Source organism: Vibrio neptunius (genome assembly GCF_000967495.1).
GTDB lineage: Bacteria > Pseudomonadota > Gammaproteobacteria > Enterobacterales > Vibrionaceae > Vibrio > Vibrio neptunius.
On the sequence record NZ_JXXU01000022.1, the window covers coordinates 107,447 to 126,118 of the forward strand.

An 18,672-nucleotide genomic window follows, 5' to 3' on the forward strand; every position below is an offset into this window, starting at 1 on the left:
CCAAGAATTGAAGGAAGCGCGTGTGAATATCCAAGCACTTATTAACGACAAAGTATCTCAGGCTCTTGAAGCCGCTGGCGCACCTGCAGGCAGCCCTGCAGCCGTTCGTCAATCAGCAAAGCCACAGTTTGGTGATTACCAAGCAAACGGTGTGATGGGCGTTGCTAAGAAACTCGGCACAAACCCACGCGAATTTGCTCAAAAAGTATTGGATGTTCTAGACCTTGAAGGTATTGCAAGCAAAACTGAAATTGCAGGCCCTGGTTTTATCAACATCTTCCTGAGCGAAGAATTCCTCGCTAAACAGGCTGAGTCCGCACTATCTGACTCTCGCCTTGGTGTTGCAGCTGAAGCGCAAAAAACGATCGTTGCTGACTATTCAGCGCCAAACGTTGCTAAAGAAATGCACGTTGGCCACCTGCGTTCAACAATCATCGGTGATGCTGTGGTTCGCACTCTCGAATTCCTTGGTCATAAAGTTATCCGTGCCAACCACATCGGTGACTGGGGCACTCAGTTCGGTATGCTTATCGCCAACCTAGAACGTGTACAGCAAGAGTCTGGTGAAGTTTCAATGGAGCTGGCTGACCTTGAAGCCTTCTACCGCGAGTCGAAAAAGCTTTACGACGAAGATGAAGAGTTTGCAGTAAAGGCGCGTAACTACGTGGTTAAACTGCAAGGTGGTGATGAATACTGCGCAGAGATGTGGAAGAAACTGGTGGATGTCACCATGATCCAAAACCAGCGCAACTACGATCGTCTTAATGTCTCTCTAACTCGCGAAAACGTAATGGGTGAGAGTATGTACAACGACATGCTTCCTGGCATTGTGGCAGACCTGAAAGAGCAAGGTCTTGCACAAGAAGATGACGGTGCACAAGTTGTATTCCTTGAAGAGTACAAAAACAAAGACGGCGAGCCTATGGGTGTGATCATCCAGAAGCGTGACGGCGGCTTCTTGTACACCACTACCGATATCGCTTGTGCGAAATACCGCTACGAAACGCTAGGTGCAGACCGCGTATTGTACTTTATAGACTCACGCCAGCATCAACACCTCATGCAAGCATGGACAATCGTTCGTAAAGCAGGCTATGTGCCAGAAGAGGTAACTCTTGAGCACCACGCTTTCGGTATGATGCTAGGTAAAGATGGCCGTCCATTTAAGACGCGTGCAGGTGGCACAGTTCGTTTGGCGGACCTACTAGATGAAGCAGAAGAGCGTGCAATCAAACTTATCGAGTCTAAGAACCCAGACTTAGAAACGGCTGAAAAGCAGAACATCGCGAACACCGTAGCAATGGCTGCTGTTAAGTACGCAGACCTGTCTAAACACCGTACAACTGACTACGTGTTTGACTGGGACAACATGTTGGCATTTGAAGGCAACACAGCGCCATACATGCAGTACGCATACACGCGCGTTGCATCTATCTTTGCCAAAGCAGGCATCTCTATGGATGAGCTGGCTGGTGACATTCAGATCACCGAAGAGAAAGAGAAATCTCTTATCGCCAAGCTACTTCAATTTGAAGAAGCCGTGCAGTCAGTTGCTCGTGAAGGTCAACCACATATCATGTGTAGTTACCTATTCGAACTTGCTGGCCAGTTCTCAAGCTTCTATGAAGCATGCCCAATTCTGAACACAGAAGATGAGTCTGTTAAACAGAGTCGTCTGAAGCTAGCAGCACTGACGGCGAAGACAATTAAGCAAGGTCTTTCTCTACTAGGTATTGATACGCTAGAACGTATGTAAGCTAGGGCTTTAGCGATAGAAAATAAAGGTTGATATGAAAGCATCAACCTTTTGTTTTTTCTGGCGTATACTGGCTAAAAATACTGATAGGAATGAATCATGAGTTTTGAACTCCATCCACAACTGGCAAAGGATACTAGCGTCATCGGTCACTTTCCTTTGACTATTGCTCTGCTCCACAAGGACAACGCTGTTCCTTGGGTCATTCTTGTTCCTAAGCGGGAAAACCTCAAAGAACTGCATCACTTGCCAATGCAAGAGCAACAACAGTTCTTACTCGAATCACAAGCAGTAAACCAAGCATTAGAAGCAACGTTTCGCCCAGATAAACTCAACTTAGGTGCGCTTGGGAATATGGTCCCGCAACTTCATGTCCATCACATCGCTCGTTTTAAGGATGACGTTGCTTGGCCGGGGCCCGTATGGGGAAATACTCAAGGGGATTTTCGTTCTGAAGAGGAACAACGAGCGATACTCAGTAAGATTCAGAATGTCTTATCACTAAGTAGCTTGTTTAAAAAAGCATAAAAAATGCCGCTGTTACTAGCGGCATTTTCTTTACATGGTCACCGTGAGAGATAACTCATCGGCACTATTCGCGGAGTATCTGACCCGGGTCACTTTCTGAGCTTTATTGGTATCGACTAAGCGAGATATCTTCCCTTTTTTGATCCATACCGCCAGCATGGCATCGACACCGTCTTCACTCATTGAAAATTTCTTCGCGAGTTCTTTCTGGCTAACGCAGCCCTGCAGTTCGATGTACTGTTTCAGCTCCTGTAAGATCATGCTGTTTGTGCCTCAGCATAATGCATCTGCTTCAGCCCCGCCGCTTTCAACGCGCGATAAGTCGCAAAGGAAACCAAAATGACTCCGGCTATCCAGGCTGCACTGTAGATTGGGTGGTCTGTGAAATGCATCGTCTGGTAGTAAAGCACTGCACCGCCGTAAGCAAGACCCATCGTCCATACAGCAATAAAGCGCGCGTATTTCTGGCCAAATTCACGGACATATGCGCCCATAGCCGCGACACACGGTGTGTACAGCAAGATGAAAATCAAGTAAGCAAACGCGGCATGGCCTGAGACGAAATATTGGTTCAGGTTACCAAAAATAGAAGCGTCAACTTCCTGCTCCTCTGCCACAGTAGAGCTATCGGTCAAATCACCCACTTCAATACCCAATGGATCGGAATAACTCAATCCAGCTAAGTTTTCCGGGATAGACATAACCGCCTCTTCCAAACTCGCCATGAGATTGAACTCACCTTCTTCTCCTTCACTTGGTGCGTAAAGGTTGTTCAAAGTTCCCACAACCGCTTCTTTGGCAAAAATACCTGTGATAATACCCACTGTCGCCGGCCAGTTATCTTCATGAACGCCTATCGGTTCAAATACAGGCGTCACCACCTGAGAAACTTTGGACAGTACTGAATTCTCGCTGTCTTCATTGCCAAATGACCCATCAGTACCTACAGAGTTGAGGAAGCTAAGAATAGTCACAACAACAACGATAGTTTTACCTGCCCCAAGCACAAAGCGTTTCAGTTTTTGCCACGTTTTTATCAGTACATTCTGTATCGTTGGTAATTCGTAATCAGGCATTTCCATGATTAAGCTGTCGCTTGAGCCCGGATAAAGCGTATGCTTTAGCACCAACCCAGTGAATACAGCCGCAGCAATCCCCAGTAGGTAAAGAGCAAATACGATATTCTGGCCACTTTCAGGGAAAAACGCGGCAGCAAACAATGCATATACAGGAAGACGAGCACCACAAGACATGAACGGCGCCATTGAAGCAGCAAGTTTGCGTTCACGTTCCTGATCTAACGTTCGTGTTGCCATGATGGCTGGTACGTTACAGCCGAAGCCAAGAACTAACGGGACGAAGGCTTTACCCGGTAAACCAATCTTCTGCATCACTTTATCGAGAACAAAAGCAGCACGAGACATATAGCCTGAGCTTTCCAGGATTGCTAAAAAAAGATACAAGCAAGCAATCACCGGAATAAACGTGGCGACAGTCTGGATACCGCCACCTACGCCATCCGCAATCAATGTCACCAGCCAGACAGGCAAATGGTCATCTAACAAGTAGTGTCCGCCATCAACTAGCAAAGCGCCGACACCAATATCAAAGAAGTCGATAAATGCACTGCCGATATTGATAGAGAACATAAACATTAGGTACATAACGACAAAGAAAAATGGAACACCAACCCACTTATTGAGAATGACGTTATCCACCTTTTCCGTAAAGCTATGACTAAGCTTGCCTTCAGTCCGGCGCACTTTTTTGCACTGTTCATGGAGGAAGGTATATTTGGTATCGGCAACCGTAAGATCGATATCTAGGTCTATGTTGTTCTGAACCTTTGCAATGTTATCCCTTTCCTCAGACGAGAGATTGTTTAAGACCAACAGATCCTGCTCTAAAGCTCGAATAGAAAGAGCGCGTGCGGATACCTCAGAATGATTAGCAAAAACAGGTTGGATTTGGTCTATCGCCTGCTCAAATTCTACGTCATAACGAATCTTCAGTTCATTCAGCGCAACGCCTTGAACCACCGCCTTATGTAGACGTTCTTTCAGGCGTTGGACCTGATTTTTGTTGTTTGCAGATAACGCATAGACCGGACAGCCCAGCATTTTTTCTAACGCTTTAACATCGATAGTTTGTCGTTCACGCTTCAATGCATCCATTTTATTCAGCACAACCATCATCGGTCTGCCAAGCTCTCGCAGCTGAAGCGTCATATATAAACTGCGTTCAAGACACGTCGCATCAACAACGTTAATGATTAAATCCGCTGGGTGCGTTAGTACAGCACGTGAAGCGATCGACTCATCAATGCTGTTGCCATCGTTACCACTATCCAATGCGTAGATACCAGGAAGGTCGGTGAGCATAAAATCATCACCAGAATGACTGTAACGACCTGTTTTCTTTTCAACCGTCACACCTGCCCAGTTACCAACTTGCTGTTTGGCTCCCGTCAGGCCATTAAAAAGTGTTGTTTTACCACTGTTTGGATTACCGACGGTCAGAATTTTGTATTTCATCAGTTGGCCTCCACATGAATTGAATTCGCAATATTAGTTCTAACTGCGAGAGATACACCACGAACCTCAACCTGAAGAGGATCGCCCATTGGGGCTTTACGGATAAGAGTGACTGGAGTCTGAGGAAGCAGCCCCATCACCATGAGCTTTTTCCTGACGTCATTAGAAAGCTCTGAAAAACCGGTGATCGTTGCTTTTTGCCCTTGAGTTAAATCTGAAAGTTTCATAGACAGGCCAATTAAAGATAAAAATGAGAAATATTATTATTAATAATCTGGAATCTTAGCCCGTGTAAATTTTGTAAATCTTGTCTGAAATCAAACATTACATTTATGGAACGTTATTTTTGTTCATTTACAACTCGTCAAATCCGTTAAAAGTTATCGACAACGAGTATTTAGTCATCATTCCATTTTGACATCATTGGTAATAAATAATAAATAATCAATTAAAATCAATAATTTAGAAAAGATGTCGTTTTTGTCATACAACCTTGGCGTTAATTTTATAAGTAAAATAAGTCGATAGTTTTATAGTTAAAAACGTCGACAGGGAAAGCTCCTCAAAGACAAGAAATTCCAGAGGTGGTGCAGCATGCATCACTCCGGCAGCAAGCGAAGGTGTCATTGGCACCCGTGGTATAGTCACCCCGGCTATACCACGATATTTTTTTAAAGTACGTCAATCAGTGTGTTCTCAGGTTCTGCAGTACATAGCTTCAAGTGTGCCTTTTAAGCTCACTGGACAGCTTAGTCTCATCAACTATCTTGGTTTTCAATGAATTGGGAAGGTGACACACCAAAACGATGTTTGAATCGTTGGCTGAAATAAGAGGGATCATTAAATCCACATTCAAAGGCTACATCGGATATTTTCTCACCAGCCAGCAAGCGCCGACAGGCATAGTCTAACCGTACCTCTGTGACATAATCCATAAATGTACGTTGTGTGGCAGATTTAAATCGGCGCTGCAAACTGCGTTCTGATAAATACATCTGCTTAGCTGCTGCCGCGGTACCAAACTCTGGATTGGAATAGTGTTGCATGACTAAGGCTTCAAGCTTCTCAATCCATGGGTCTTTAGATACCCCAATATCTGAGAGTTTAACCATTGAATTTTCTTTAAACTCGTTACCCGCTGACCAAACAAACTCGATAGTGTTGTTATCATCAGAACAGTATCGATGAAAGCGGCCGCCGCTTTCATTGACTAGAGACTCCAGTTCATTCCACAGCTCAATAGCATTCACTGATGGATCATCAAATCTTTTGCCTTGTTCGATCATAGAAAAATGCACTTTGTCGTTACTGATACGGCAAGTCATCAAGGCAACTTGTCCCTGATACGAGCGTTTGATCAGATTGTCAATCAATAGATTAAACACACTATCAAGGTTAAACACTTCGAGCGCGACATAAATATCTTTATCTTGCGCAGGTCTGACTTCGACAGACAAAGCAGATTTTTTAAGTTCCTCTTGCCAGCCATACAAGGCCGAGCGTAGGACCAACGACAGGTTATAAACAGGCAAAGCGTCACCATTAGCAGCCCGAACATTGAGCAACAAATCCAGCTCATGAGTCATAAATTGCACGAAATGCTGCTGTCCTTGCTCAAGCTCAACCTCTTCTTGCAAAGAATAACCTTGAAGCTTTTCCCGTAAAGACTGCAGCGACTGGTGGTACAAAATACGTCTTATTTGCAGCTGCTTACGTAATTTGTCGTTGTTGGTCAGTAAAATCCGACTTTGATGACGTAATTGGTTGGTCTGTAGTGCAACCAGAGACTTCAACTCTTTATTGGTTTTCGCCATCATGTGTGATCGCCAATAAACAATAACTGCGATAAGGAAAGAAACCGCAACAATGTAGGATATGACCGCATAAACCCCCATGTACCATGGCTCTTCCACTGTAAAGAGAAATGATTCAATGTCGCCTTGAACAAAACCATTAGTCGAGACGCGAACTTGCAGAGTGTAGTCACCGGGGAGAATATGTTCTATGGTCAGCTTCATTCCTTCAAGGTCTTGCCAGTTTTCTTGGCGGCCAAAACGATATTGAAGTGACACATTACTAACTTGGGGGAGTACACCAAATTGGAAAGCAATCGACTCTCCATATTTTACGTTTGGCGCGCTTAGTACACTTCCGCCAAGCGAGAATAGCTCCTGGTTAGCAACGACCTGGCTGAATACGACTTGTCGCTTAGGAGGGGGGGTAACACTCAACGTTTTCGTATCAATCTTGACCAAACTTCTCCTAGAGCCAAATAGCAGATTGTCTTTACTCTCAGACCCAGTAGTGCATAATCCAGACAGAAATTCGTTGTTCTCTAGGCCCAACGGTTCACTATAGTGTGCTTCAATTTCCCCACTACTCGCATAATGCGTAAGCCCAGCAGAAGACGTCATCCAGATACCATTCTTATTTCTAACCAGACATTTGGTAGTAATATGCTCATCTACCATGTCTAGAGGGTTAAGTTGTAAGCTGGCAACATCTAATCGATACAAACCGTAGGTGTTCGCAACCCATACTTCACCTTTGTTGACTTCTTCGATGCTCACGACTCGACCAAAATGCTCTGCTTCATCAACATAATGAATCTGACCATTAACTAGAACATATAAACCATTCTCGGTACCAAGAACTAGGCTTCCATTCTCTGTCACTGCCATCTGGGTCAACTGAGTTGGTAGGTGTTTATTTAGTATCCACTCAGACCCGTACTGAATCAACTGCCGACTTTTGATGTCATAACGCCATAGCTTTAGATCACTAGCTCCCCACAATCGCCCTTGTGAATCCAGTTCTAGCAACTTCACTGAAGAGTTGTTGAGAAGGTTGGGTAAACGACTAGAAATAACTGCACCAGATGCACTATCAACAGAGATAATACCGTTCTCGGTAGCGAGCCAAAGTACCCCATTCTGCTCAATCACATCGTTCACTTTTCCTTTGTAAAGGCGTTTTCTAGACGCATTTTGGTCTAAGGCTAGCGCATAAACGCCGGCACTCGTGATCATCCAGAATCCACTCCTGCTTTTCATGTAGGTCAGTTGAATCAGTTTTTCTGAAACAGAACCATGGCTAAGCATCAAATCAGGAAAACGCTTGAAGTGGTGAGCGAACAAAGAGAAATAGTGTATCCCCCGCTCAGTGGCAATCCACATCCCACCACGATGATCATTGAGTAACGAATAAACCTTTTCACCAAACAAAATGCTATTACGCTTGAGACTCTCAGGGAAATACACACTTTCACCAGTAGTAAAAGTATGAGTGAGTAAACCAGAGTCCGTGCCTATCCAATAAGCTTCTTGCGTTTCCTCTATACTCAAAACATGCCCGCTTGGAATCTGTTTTATAGAGGAATCAGGTTCATTGATATTAATTAGGATTGTCCCATCACGAGTTCCTAAAACCAACTCTTGACGTTTATCAGAAAAATGGAGGGTTTCTACATAGTCCGTTCCAGAGCGAGGAATATGCTCAAAGTGACTACCATCAGACAAATATACCCCTGCGTTTGTTGCTAACACCCACTTCTCATTAATCAGCATAGCGTCAGTAATGCTTATTTTTGCCGCTTGATTGTATTGGTATAACTCTATCAAGGAATAAGAGGTAAATTCGGCGTTGTCGACATGATACGTGTAGAAACTAGAGGCATCAGAGATCCAAATATAGCGATTGGAAACCCCGATCTGTAATACTTCAGTTCCGGGGGTCAGGCCAAACATCAACTCTCGTTTTTTACCTGGAATGGTCCGATAGATCTCGTTCCCCACAAACGACCAAAACGCATTGTCGATAAACGCAATATCTTCTGCACTAAACTCAAGTGCGGAACCTGATTTAGGTAAGATATTCTGACCGTCAAAAAAAAGTAGCTGATTTCTGACATCCTGAAACCAAACCCCACCATTATCGGCTAAAAAAAGGGCTTTGGCTGCGAAGGCTTTACCCTGAATTTTAGTAGGCAGTGGGTAAAAAACCGACAAAGGAAGATCCATCGCGGATGCCAAACGAGTTATTAGCAATAGCGATAAGAAGCAAATAGCTTTATACACTCACAGTTCCCTTGCAGCAAAAATGGCATTCAATCACATCCAGACTGAGCTATAGGTTCACCTAATCGATAAAACTAGACTAAATGAATGAGATCATTAAATTATTTTGTGCGAATAATTATCTTGTATTTGAACCGAGAAACAAGAAGCTGCTTCAAAAAATCCATCTTTTGTTGTTGTGTTAATGCAAAAAAGGGAAGTGTTACACTTCCCTTTAACTCTACTATCAAACCGATTTTTATTGATTAAGACATTCTGTAAAGCTGTCCGTTATAGATTGAATAAAAGTAAAGTAGCTTCCCGGTCCAACTTGAATTCCGGTACCAATAGGATCAAGCACTCCCTGTTTAGCTTGACTACCACGTGTTACAGACTCAACAACTGCAGGGGTAAACTGAGGTTCAGAAAAAACACACTTAGCATCACCTTTTGCCAAGGCTTTCTTTATTTTAATAAGTGTCTTAGCGCCTGGTTTTCTCTCAGGGCTGACAGTAAATTGCCCCAAATGATTCAAGCCATAGTCCTGCTCGAAATAACCGTAGGCATCATGGAATACGTAGTAACCCACATCTTTTACTGGCTTTAACGCCGCCCGCCACTTTTCATCGTACTGATTAGCATTTTTCACAAACGCCTGATAGTTCGCTTGATAAACATCTTTGTTGCTCGGGTCTAACTCAGCAAGTTTTTGGCTGATTGCTTCCGCGGCCTTGATACTTTGTTCATGACCTAACCAGAAATGCGGATCGTGTGAACCATGATGATGTCCATCATGATCATGACTATGCCCGTCTGCAGAAAACTCACGTAGGTTTAAACCATGGATCTCACTAATGGTTAAAACATTCTTCTGATCCTCAAGAACTTTGGCTAGGAAAGGTTCTAAGTCTTTTCCATACCAAACAACCAGATCCGCTTTTCTAATTCGCTTTACGTCAGATGGCTTCAGCGCGTAATCATGGGGAGAAGTGTTGGAGTCAAGCAATACATCTGGTTCAGAAACACCTTGGGTGATTTCATAGGTGATCATTTGAATCGGCTTGATACTGGTCAGTACCTCGTTAGCATTGGCACTACCCATAGCAAGTATGGATAGCAAAGGGATAAGATATTTCATAATTCAATACCACTACTCTCTGGCGTTAAAGTGCGACAAATGTTACATTATAACACTAGTTATTTGCAAATGAGTTCCATTCATGTCGGCACTGGTCGAACTTCAACAAGTTTGCGTTCAATTTGATGAGCGTAAAGTCCTAGATAACATTAGCCTCCAGCTTAAGAGAGGCGAGATCACTACTTTAATTGGTCCCAATGGTGCGGGTAAATCTACATTAGTAAAAGTACTTTTGGGGCTGCAAAAAAAGTTCACAGGGTCAGTAAAAAAAGCAAAAGGGCTCAAGATTGGCTATGTCCCTCAAAAGCTAAGACTCAATGATTCACTTCCTCTAGACGTTAAACGTTTTATGAAACTCGCTGGCAAATACAGTGAGCAGGAACTCCAAGATGCACTTAAACTTGTTGGTGCCGAGCACCTGCTAAGGGCCAACATGCACTCGTTATCTGGAGGTGAAAACCAGCGGGTTCTGTTGGCGAGAGCATTACTACAACGACCTGACCTACTCGTACTTGATGAGCCAGCTCAAGGTGTTGATGTTCAAGGACAGATTGACTTATACGAATTGATTGATACCATTCGCCATCGTTTTAGTTGTGCGGTATTCATGGTCTCACACGATTTGCATCTTGTAATGGCTAAAACGGATGATGTCATCTGCTTACACCATCATATCTGTTGTTCAGGCGCACCAGCGGATATCACTAAGCACCCTAATTACATCGCTCTTTTTGGGGAAGTTCGCAGCGAATCTCTCGCGTTTTATCATCATCAGCATCAACATCATCATCATGATCTCGCTGGAGACCCGGTTCTGGGTGCTGCATCTTCTTGTTCCCATCATTCACACGGCCATCACCATGATTGAGTTTTTGCTACCTTCTATTCTTGCTGGGCTTGGTATTGCAGCAATTGCTGGCCCACTTGGATCATTTGTCGTCTGGCGTAAAATGGCCTATTTTGGCGATACTTTAGCACATGCTTCATTAATGGGCCTTGCTCTGGGTTTCTTGCTCGACGTCAACTTATACCTTGCTTTGATCGTCTGCTGCCTTGCGCTGGCTTTTATTCTGGTTGCATTACAAAGACAACAGCTTGTGGCTACCGATACTTTGCTGGGGATCTTAGCCCATAGTGCACTTTCACTGGGCCTTGTTGCAGTCAGCTTTCTTGACAATGTTCGTATCGATCTTATGAGTTATTTATTCGGTGATTTACTTGCAGTAACCCCGAACGATCTCTTCTATATCTATGTCGGTTCGGCAATAGTTTCTGTCATCTTGTTTTGTTTCTGGCGCTCGTTGCTCGCAACAACAGTGAATGAGGATTTGGCTGCTGTTGAAGGACATAACGTTGATTTAATGCGACTAATCTTGATGGTTATGGTTGGTCTCGTGATCGCTATCGGTATGAAGTTTGTCGGTGCATTGATAATGACATCACTTTTGATTATACCAGCAGCCACTGCACGACGTTTCTCAAAGACTCCGGAGCAAATGGCTTTCACGGCTTCTTGTATTGGTGCTGTGGCAGTCTTACTTGGTCTAAGTATGTCTTGGCATTATGACACCCCGGCAGGCCCTTCCGTTGTTATCAGTGCTACGGCAATGTTCATGTTAGCGCAGGCTTATCGCACAAAGCACTGAGGTCATGGAAAGATAAAAGGGTTGACGCAATGCGCCAACCCTTTTATCGAGCCTCAAGAAAGAGCGTCGTCGCCAGTCTTACGCTCCCTCATTATGTAACTCTAGATTAGCGAGATCTTGTTGAATCTCTCTCTGAACCTTAGCATCATCGCTACGCAAAGATTGTAAAAAGTCCAAGTACTTCTGATCGATATCACCAGTGACATATTGACCATTGAAAACCGATGTTTCAAATTGAATGATATCCGTATTACCCATGCCTACGGCTTCTACTAGGTCATCCAATGTCTGGAATATCAGCTCATCGGCACCGATTTGCTTACATATCGCATCATTGTCACGACCATGGGCAATTAACTCATTCGCATTTGGCATATCAATACCATACACATTAGGGAAACGTATCTCTGGTGCCGCTGAAACCATAAAGACTTTCCTAGCACCGGAGTCGCGAGCCATTTCAATAATTTGTTCTGACGTAGTACCGCGAACGATCGAATCGTCAACCAACAGAACATTTTTGTCTTTAAATTCCGAACGAATCGCATTCAGCTTGCGGCGCACTGACTTTTTACGCTGTTGTTGCCCTGGCATGATGAAAGTACGACCAACGTAACGGTTTTTCACAAATCCCTGACGATAAGGTTTATCGATAGCCTGTGCTATTTGCAAGGCTATATCACATGAAGTTTCTGGGATTGGGATAACCACATCAATATCAAGATGGCTATATTCATCACGAATACGCGCACCAAGTTTCTTACCCATTTCTACGCGAGCACTATAAACCGAAATTTTATCAATAAACGAATCAGGTCGTGAGAAGTAAACAAACTCGAAAATACATGGATTGAGCACAGGGTTATCAGCGCACTGCTTGGTATGTAACTCACCATCAAAAGTCACATAAATAGCTTCTCCCGGAGCGACATCACGGATGAAATCAAAGCCAACAGCATCCAGAGCAACAGACTCTGAAGCAACCATGTATTCTATCGTCTCACCGACAACACGCTTACCAAGGCATAGCGGACGAATACCATTAGGATCACGGAAAGCCACCATACCGTGACCTATGATCATTGCAGATACAGCGTAAGCACCACGGATAGCTCGATGCACGTTAGTCACTGCACGAAATACGTCTTCTGCGGTGACATTGCCTTTGACTGTATCAATTTCATGGGCAAGCACATTGAGTAGAACTTCAGAGTCAGAAGTCGTGTTGACGTGACGGCGGTCTTTCTCAAACAATTTCTCGCGAACTTCAGCAGCATTAGTCAAATTACCATTGTGAGCGAGAGTGATACCGAATGGAGAGTTTACGTAGAAAGGCTGAGCTTCTGAGGCACTAGAACTACCGGCTGTTGGGTAGCGCACATGACCAATACCAACCGTTCCCTGGAGGCGTTGCATGTGTTTTGCTTCAAACACATCCTTAACTAAACCGTTCGCCTTTCTCAGACGAAAACGATTGCTTTCTATGGTACAAATACCCGCGGCATCTTGGCCACGATGCTGCAATACAGTCAGTGCGTCATAGATAGACTGGTTTACAGGCGTTGTACCCACGATTCCAACAATACCACACATGTCCTAACCCTCGATTTGCGACAATGGCTGGCGCGTTATAGCGCGCCAGATAAGAAACTTGATGTTGCTTGCAAGTGCTCAAAGAAAGGCGCAATGATACGGCTAAATTCCGGTACCAGTTGCGAACTCCTCCACCACTCTGAGTCTGGAAACGATGTAAACGCATCCATAAAAAACAATGCAGCAGAAACAATCAAAACACCACGCAAGCCGCCAAAGACGACGCCAAGTACTCTATCTGTTCCCGACAAGCCTGTTTTCTGTACTAATTGAGCGATGACATAATTCACTATAGCCCCCACGATTAGCGTTGAAACAAACAAGGCTGCGATCGCGGCTCCGTTACGAAACATGTCATCTTGGATATTGGAGAAGTACACCGCTAATTTTGCGTAGTACTGACTGGCGATAAAAAAAGCACCAAACCAAATAACTAAGGACAATGCTTCTTTTGCGAAGCCTCGAATCAAACTGATCAATGCCGATAGGCCGATCACACTCAAAATGACAATATCTAACGAATTCATCTGTTCTTACATCTTAAGTTGGCGCGCATTTTAACAGAAAAAACGCCGACGCAAACGTTTTCTTATGGATTTAGTGGCTTAAATTTAAGCAATCGACCTTTAGAGCCGGTTATTTTTTCGAGTTCTGTCACTTGTTGCTCTAGCTTATTCTTAGAGACATCAGGACCGATAATGACACGAGTAAAACCGTTTTCGAGTTTGGTATGAGCCTGATAGCCACGCTTTTGAAGGTCTTTTACAACATTTTTTGCATTCTCAGCATTCTTCAACGCCATCAGTTGAATAATCCAGGCGCTGTCTTGATACTCATTGCGTTCTGGAACTTCCTTTATCGCAACTGGCAGTGGTTTATCATCCGTTGTTTCAGCGGATGGCTCTATGCCTTGTACTAATTCTACCGGAGTCTCAGGTAGGCTTGCGGTGTCATCGACAGGTTCAAGCACATCGAAACTTTCAACATCGCTATCGAGCTCTGGCTTAATAGGGATACTGGCAATTTCTTCTTCATAGTGCGTTTTCTTGCCATCAAGGACATCGGGCAACACGATAACGCCAATTGACACCAGTAAAATGGTGCCAACCAAACGATTTTGAAACTTACTCGCCATTTACTCTCCTTGGTTCTGCCAGAATTCGAGAACTTCACCGACAGTATGGAATGATCCCACCACTAAAATGACATCTTCAGCTCCTACGCTTGTCATGGCAGCTTTAAAAGCGTCAACAGGGGTGGCAAAGCGCTCGTTGCCTTCGGGTAAGAATTTACAAAGCTCATCAGCGCTCGCCGCTCTCGGGCCTTGCAGTGAAGCAGGGTACCACTGACTAACAACTGGAGATAAAGCCTCCAACGTCGTTTTGATATCTTTATCGTGTAACATCGCAACCACGGCGTGTATATTTTTGCTCGAGAACTTTCGTTGAACGCTTTCTACCAAGTACTCAGCGGAGTGCGGATTGTGCGCCACATCGAGAATGACTATTGGATCGGTACTCACCACCTGCATTCTTCCTGGTAACTTTGCTTCTTTCAAACCTTTGACAATATTGATGTCAGAGATATCGAGATGAGAAGTAGCAAGCGCCATTAATGCTGTGGCGGCATTTTGTAACGGTAATCCCGGAACAGGCAACTCATCAAGCTCATAAGAGCCATGTGTCCAACGCCAGGTATTCTCACTTACCAATTGGTAGTTGTATTGGATTTCTACCTGAAACAGTTCAGCGCCTATATCATCAGCGTGTGCTGCAACTGTTGACGGTGCTTTAGGCTGACCACAAATCGCTGGTTTACCAGTGCGATAAATGCCTGCCTTCTCGAAACCGATGACATTGATATCATCACCAAGCCAATCAACATGATCAATCGCTAGGCTGGTAATGATAGAAACATCGTGGTCAACAACATTCGTCGCATCCAAACGCCCGCCTAAACCGACTTCAAGTAAGACAACATCCACTTTTTCAGTTTGGAACAGGCGCAATGCCGCTAAAGTCCCATATTCAAAAAAACTTAGACTAATATCGCCACGCTGCTTTTCAATAAAGTCAAACGCTTCAGTGTGCTTCTCATCAGCCAAATCTTGACCATTAATACGGACACGTTCGTTATAGCGAATCAGGTGGGGTGAACTGTAAACACCAACGGAGTAGCCTGCATCAAGCAATATGGCTTCCATAAGTGCACAAGTGGAACCTTTACCATTGGTCCCCGCGACAGTAATCACGGTAGGAGCAGGTTTAACTAGGTTGGTTTTCTCGGCGACAGCCTTAACACGATCTAAGCCAAGATCGATAGCAGAAGTGTGTATGTTTGTTAAATAATCAAGCCACATCGCAAGAGAGGATGTGGCTTGAGGAATTTGGGATTGACTCATCTAACTCTAACCAAGTCATTGTGGTTGTTTGTTAGTATGTTACTTTACCCTTTTTTGTCCGCTTCTGGTACAGAATAAGCAGCTTCATTTTGTGAATCGTTAACAGAAACGACCAGAGGCGAAGGTTGGTTAGTCATTTTCGCAATCAGGCTACCAATACGCTGACGCATTTCTCGGCGATCAACAATCATGTCGATAGCACCATGCTCGAGCAGAAACTCGCTACGCTGGAAACCTTCAGGAAGATCTTCACGTACCGTCTGTTCAATAACACGACGGCCCGCAAAACCAATCAATGCTTTGGGCTCACCGATATTCACGTCACCCAACATCGCAAGGCTTGCAGAAACCCCTCCCATAGTTGGATCCGTCATTACTGAAATAAACGGCAGACCTTTCTGAGACAGGCGCTCAAGTGCAGCACTGGTTTTGGCCATTTGCATCAAAGACATCAAAGCCTCTTGCATACGTGCGCCACCACTTGCAGAAAAACAAACAAGGCCTGTATTGTTCTCGATAGCCGCTTCTACAGCACGGACAAAACGAGCGCCAACTACAGAACCCATTGAACCACCCATGAAAGAGAATTCAAATGCACAAGCAACGATAGGGAGGCCTAACAGCTCACCTTTCATTACAATAAGAGCATCTTTCTCACCGCTGCTCTTTTGTGCAGCTGAGATACGATCTTTGTATTTCTTTGAATCTTTAAACTTAAGCTTGTCTTGAGGTTCAAGCTCGTCCGCAAGTTCTACGCGGTTGTTTTCATCCAAAAATGTTTCCAAACGACGACGCGCTTTCATACGCATGTGATGATCACATTTTGGACATACTTCTAGGTTACGCTCTAGTTCAGCGTGATAAAGCACCTGTTCACAAGATGTACATTTGGTCCATACACCCTCAGGGATGGACGCTTTACGTGAACTAACAATGTTGCTTTTTTCTAAAATCTTTTCAAGCCAACTCATGGAAGACCTTTTTATCTCATCGCCTCCGCACTTTGCGAAGGACAAAAATTCTGAATTTACGCGAGAGGATTAAAGCATATAAAATGCCAAGTGTAGACAAAAAACTGGTTGTACCTATTTCTTACACTAGTATCTCACGCCCTAAAGAACTGATTAGTTGGACAATTTAGAACGAACTAGTTCAAATTGTCTGGCAAAAATAGTGGCCCAATTGGCACTCTTGGCAATTCAAATTCTGCGGGATAATCAACATCAACCAAGTATAGACCTTCAGCCTTAGCTGTGGCACCAGCCAGTTTGCGATCTTTCACTTCTAACAGCCAGTTTATCCACTCCGGAGGCTGTTCGCCGCGCCCTACACATATCAAACTTCCGGTAATATTACGTACCATGTGATGTACAAATGCATTGGCTTTAATATCGATGACAACATATTGCCCATGACGGGTAACATTCAGATGCATCATATTGCGCCAAGGGCTACGTGACTGGCAATGGATGGCACGAAAAGATGTAAAGTCATTCTCGCCCAGCAGATACTGACCCGCTTCATGCATTTTGTCGACATCAAGCTCACCGTGATAGTGACTCACCCCTGATGACAAAATACCTGGTCGTAGGGCGCTATTAAATATGATGTAACGATAACGACGAGCTGTAGCAGCAAAACGTGCATGAAATTCTTCAGGTACCTCTTTCGCCCACCTAACCGCAATATCACTTGGCAAGTTTGCATTAGCGCCCATCGTCCAAGCAACTATCTTTCTATTCGCCGTGGTGTCAAAGTGAACTACTTGCCCAGTACCATGTACGCCTGCATCAGTGCGACCTGCACACTGAACCTCTACTGGGTGGTTTGCTACGATGCTCAGTGCTCGCTCAAGCTTTTCCTGAACACTTTTCACTTCTTTCTGACGCTGCCAGCCGAAGTATTGAGTGCCATTGTACTCAATACCTAATGCAATTCTCATCGGGGTGATCTCTTCAAAAACAGGCCGAGAAGTATAAACATTTTTACTCAAAAAGATAAGGGGCTCCCCGCCCCCTCTCTGATGACTAAACTTTAGCTAGCGTTAATCGCATCGATAAGATTTTTGGCTTCTCGACGGATTTCATCACTACCATCGACAATCGCTTCCTCAAGCAGCTTAATTGCTCCTTGTGAATCATTCATCTCAATGTAGATCTTGGCCAAATCAAGTTTACCTGCGGCCTCCGAGTTACTATCGACATCAACATCACCTGTATCACCGATAACGTCAGGGAAGTCACTCAGCCCAACATCTAATTTCAGATCTTCTTCCTGAAAGTCCTGCTGCTCTTCTTTTTCAACTTCAGCCATCAACTCATCGATTGTTCGGAACTCACCTTCCTGAGGTGTGAACTCGTCGAGTTCATCTTGGTCTTCCCAATTTTCATCCAATATCTGAGCTTGTTCAGGACGATTGTTGTCATCCCATACTCCCTGTTCAGATTCCGGGATATCATCCGAAATCTGAGACTGCTGCTCTGGAGAAAGACTGAATCCATTCCAATCCTCTCCCACTTCCAACATGGCCTCAATATCCATACCTGCGCTATCAGAAGTCAGAGGATCTGGAGACTCAAAATCAAAACTTGTTGACTGCTTCGGATCTTCTTCCGCAAGCAGCTCATCAAACGCATCCTCATTGTATTCATGATTTGCTAGCTCTTGTGCCGCTTCAGAAGGTATTTCCCCCAAAGATGGTAGCTCCAATTCATCTAGCTTAAAGTCAACATCTTGAGAGCCAGCATCAAATGCTGCCGCTAGGGCATCTTGTTCATCGAATTCAGGCAGATTGTCATAGTCTTGATCGGCTGATGCGTTGGGTTCACGTTCCTCTAATTCAACATTACTCTCTGTCGGAGCTGCGTCACCAAATTTAGGTATATCTAGATCGGCTAAATCCAACGACTCACTGTGTAATGTCGAATCGCTTGATTGTGTTTGAAGTTCAGGCTCCTGTGCAACATCGGCTAGTGCATCGTCTTCACTGTATTCTGGAAGATCTAGGTCATCCAGTTCCAA

16 protein-coding genes are annotated in these 18,672 nt (G+C 44.3%); 4 read left to right on the forward strand and 12 right to left on the reverse strand.

All coding sequences use genetic code 11. The features are described from left to right. Nucleotides 1-22: 22 nt before the first annotated feature. Nucleotides 23-1,756 carry an arginine--tRNA ligase gene (argS, locus tag TW84_RS08875; RefSeq protein WP_045975302.1) on the forward strand — a complete coding sequence of 578 codons (1,734 nt, stop codon included), beginning with the start codon at nt 23-25 and terminating at the stop codon, nt 1,754-1,756. A 99-nt stretch (nt 1,757-1,855) separates the two neighbouring features. Beyond that, on the forward strand, nt 1,856-2,284 hold the full coding sequence (locus TW84_RS08880; RefSeq protein ID WP_045975303.1) for an HIT domain-containing protein: 429 nt from the start codon (nt 1,856-1,858) through the stop codon (nt 2,282-2,284). A gap of 30 nt (nt 2,285-2,314) precedes the next feature. Here TW84_RS08880 and TW84_RS08885 read toward each other — a convergent pair whose 3' ends face one another. The 5 genes from TW84_RS08885 to znuA form a co-directional block, all read right to left on the reverse strand. Next, complete coding sequence (locus TW84_RS08885; protein ID WP_045975304.1) at nt 2,315-2,545, reverse strand: FeoC-like transcriptional regulator; 231 nt, start codon at nt 2,543-2,545, stop codon at nt 2,315-2,317. After that, nucleotides 2,542-4,818: a Fe(2+) transporter permease subunit FeoB gene (gene feoB / locus TW84_RS08890; protein ID WP_045975305.1), complete on the reverse strand. Its 2,277-nt coding sequence runs from the start codon at nt 4,816-4,818 to the stop codon at nt 2,542-2,544. The genes TW84_RS08885 and feoB overlap by 4 nt, the downstream gene beginning before the upstream one ends. Further along, on the reverse strand, nt 4,818-5,045 hold the full coding sequence (locus TW84_RS08895) for a FeoA family protein (RefSeq protein ID WP_021457201.1): 228 nt from the start codon (nt 5,043-5,045) through the stop codon (nt 4,818-4,820). Before TW84_RS08895 ends, feoB begins: the two co-directional genes overlap by 1 nt. 531 nt (nt 5,046-5,576) lie before the next feature. After that, nucleotides 5,577-8,894 (reverse strand): AraC family transcriptional regulator, encoded by a 3,318-nt coding sequence (locus TW84_RS08900; RefSeq protein ID WP_240478157.1) that lies wholly within the window; start codon nt 8,892-8,894, stop codon nt 5,577-5,579. Between the two features lie 238 nt (nt 8,895-9,132). Next, nucleotides 9,133-10,011, reverse strand: coding sequence for a zinc ABC transporter substrate-binding protein ZnuA (znuA, locus tag TW84_RS08905; RefSeq protein ID WP_045975307.1), 879 nt, complete (start codon nt 10,009-10,011; stop codon nt 9,133-9,135). 82 nt (nt 10,012-10,093) lie between these two features. Here znuA and znuC point away from each other — a divergent pair, with 82 nt between their 5' ends. Both znuC and znuB read left to right on the forward strand, forming a co-directional pair. Then, entirely contained in the window at nt 10,094-10,879 is a 786-nt protein-coding gene (gene znuC, locus TW84_RS08910; protein WP_045975308.1) for a zinc ABC transporter ATP-binding protein ZnuC, read from the forward strand. After that, nucleotides 10,872-11,657, forward strand: a complete 786-nt coding sequence (gene znuB / locus TW84_RS08915) for a zinc ABC transporter permease subunit ZnuB (protein WP_045975309.1) — start codon at nt 10,872-10,874, stop codon at nt 11,655-11,657. Before znuC ends, znuB begins: the two co-directional genes overlap by 8 nt. Before the next feature lie 78 nt (nt 11,658-11,735). Here the strand turns inward: znuB and purF are convergent, their stop codons facing one another. From purF to TW84_RS08950, 7 genes are all read right to left on the reverse strand, one after another. Continuing rightward, nucleotides 11,736-13,250: an amidophosphoribosyltransferase gene (gene purF / locus TW84_RS08920; RefSeq protein ID WP_045975310.1), complete on the reverse strand. Its 1,515-nt coding sequence runs from the start codon at nt 13,248-13,250 to the stop codon at nt 11,736-11,738. Between the two features lie 35 nt (nt 13,251-13,285). Continuing rightward, nucleotides 13,286-13,777: a CvpA family protein gene (locus tag TW84_RS08925; RefSeq protein ID WP_045975311.1), complete on the reverse strand. Its 492-nt coding sequence runs from the start codon at nt 13,775-13,777 to the stop codon at nt 13,286-13,288. A 62-nt stretch (nt 13,778-13,839) separates the two neighbouring features. Next, nucleotides 13,840-14,385 carry an SPOR domain-containing protein gene (locus TW84_RS08930; RefSeq protein WP_045975312.1) on the reverse strand — a complete coding sequence of 182 codons (546 nt, stop codon included), beginning with the start codon at nt 14,383-14,385 and terminating at the stop codon, nt 13,840-13,842. Then, complete coding sequence (folC, locus tag TW84_RS08935; RefSeq protein WP_045975313.1) at nt 14,386-15,651, reverse strand: bifunctional tetrahydrofolate synthase/dihydrofolate synthase; 1,266 nt, start codon at nt 15,649-15,651, stop codon at nt 14,386-14,388. A gap of 44 nt (nt 15,652-15,695) precedes the next feature. Next, entirely contained in the window at nt 15,696-16,622 is a 927-nt protein-coding gene (gene accD, locus TW84_RS08940; protein WP_045975314.1) for an acetyl-CoA carboxylase, carboxyltransferase subunit beta, read from the reverse strand. A gap of 176 nt (nt 16,623-16,798) precedes the next feature. Then, a complete protein-coding gene (gene truA, locus TW84_RS08945) occupies nt 16,799-17,593 on the reverse strand; it encodes a tRNA pseudouridine(38-40) synthase TruA (protein WP_045975315.1) in 795 nt (264 codons plus the stop codon). 92 nt (nt 17,594-17,685) lie between these two features. Then, a partial coding sequence (locus tag TW84_RS08950) for a FimV C-terminal domain-containing protein (RefSeq protein WP_338061753.1) occupies nt 17,686-18,672 on the reverse strand: 987 nt, incomplete at its 5' end.

Coding starts and splice junctions, on each gene's coding strand:
- TW84_RS08880 (WP_045975303.1), top strand. CDS start 1,856: ATGAGTTTTGAACTCCATCCACAACTGGCAAAGGATACTAGCGTCATC.
- TW84_RS08885 (WP_045975304.1), bottom strand. CDS start 2,545: ATGATCTTACAGGAGCTGAAACAGTACATCGAACTGCAGGGCTGCGTT.
- feoB (WP_045975305.1), bottom strand. CDS start 4,818: ATGAAATACAAAATTCTGACCGTCGGTAATCCAAACAGTGGTAAAACA.
- TW84_RS08895 (WP_021457201.1), bottom strand. CDS start 5,045: ATGAAACTTTCAGATTTAACTCAAGGGCAAAAAGCAACGATCACCGGT.
- znuA (WP_045975307.1), bottom strand. CDS start 10,011: ATGAAATATCTTATCCCTTTGCTATCCATACTTGCTATGGGTAGTGCC.
- znuC (WP_045975308.1), top strand. CDS start 10,094: ATGTCGGCACTGGTCGAACTTCAACAAGTTTGCGTTCAATTTGATGAG.
- znuB (WP_045975309.1), top strand. CDS start 10,872: ATGATTGAGTTTTTGCTACCTTCTATTCTTGCTGGGCTTGGTATTGCA.
- purF (WP_045975310.1), bottom strand. CDS start 13,250: ATGTGTGGTATTGTTGGAATCGTGGGTACAACGCCTGTAAACCAGTCT.
- TW84_RS08925 (WP_045975311.1), bottom strand. CDS start 13,777: ATGAATTCGTTAGATATTGTCATTTTGAGTGTGATCGGCCTATCGGCA.
- TW84_RS08930 (WP_045975312.1), bottom strand. CDS start 14,385: ATGGCGAGTAAGTTTCAAAATCGTTTGGTTGGCACCATTTTACTGGTG.
- folC (WP_045975313.1), bottom strand. CDS start 15,651: ATGAGTCAATCCCAAATTCCTCAAGCCACATCCTCTCTTGCGATGTGG.
- accD (WP_045975314.1), bottom strand. CDS start 16,622: ATGAGTTGGCTTGAAAAGATTTTAGAAAAAAGCAACATTGTTAGTTCA.
- truA (WP_045975315.1), bottom strand. CDS start 17,593: ATGAGAATTGCATTAGGTATTGAGTACAATGGCACTCAATACTTCGGC.